The 705-nt window shown below is 45.0% G+C and carries 2 tRNA genes and 1 pseudogene; all 3 read right to left on the bottom strand.

The features are described from left to right. Positions 1-252: 252 nt before the first annotated feature. Positions 253-326: transfer RNA gene (locus CIK04_RS22490), tRNA-Met, on the bottom strand. Positions 327-383: 57 nt separating this feature from the next. Then, positions 384-467: transfer RNA gene (locus CIK04_RS22485), tRNA-Leu, on the bottom strand. A 17-nt stretch (positions 468-484) separates the two neighbouring features. Beyond that, a pseudogene (secG, locus tag CIK04_RS22480) lies at positions 485-705 on the bottom strand (preprotein translocase subunit SecG); the annotation flags it as partial.

The raw sequence follows: 705 nt of genomic DNA, 5'->3' as shown, positions 1-705 counted from the left end.
CGATTCAAGCATCTCTGTCAGTTGTCTTTCTAAACCAGTCATTCAAACCACTCCAGAAATAAAAAAAGGGCTCAGAGCCCAATATAAAAACCAAGCACTATCTGTACAAAACTCGCACCGGCGAGAAGTACAGATAACAAAAACCCCGATTAGTCGGGGTTTTTTGTTGCTGGACCCTGATACGTTAAACAACCGATGTTGCTTAACTTGTAGTGTGGTTAGCACTACCAAACTTGCATCCAATACGAAATGTTGCGGGGGCCGGATTTGAACCGACGACCTTCGGGTTATGAGCCCGACGAGCTACCAAGCTGCTCCACCCCGCGTCCGACTAGCTGAGCATTATACGCTCAACACAGTTATTTACAAGTTTGTAAAATCAATGGTGCCGAGAGAGGGACTCGAACCCTCACACCATAGGCGCTAGCACCTCATGCTAGTGTGTCTACCAATTTCACCATCTCGGCAATTTTAAAGCTTTCGCTTATTGAGGAATCTCATCTGACTTAGCAGGAGCTTCACTCACGTTATCTTGAACTTGTTCAACAACTTGACCTTGTGTCGGATCAACCCATTGAGACTCTGCTTTATGAGTCGACATGCGACCAAGCGTTTAAGCTACACGATAAAAAATACTGTTGCTAAAATAGCAGTTGTTCGGGTAAGAAAATTACCTGAGCCGCTGGCACCAAAAACAGTGTTTGA

The sequence above is a fragment of the Vibrio sp. 03_296 genome, from assembly GCF_002265885.1.
This window is presented reverse-complemented; position numbering and strand designations above follow the sequence as displayed.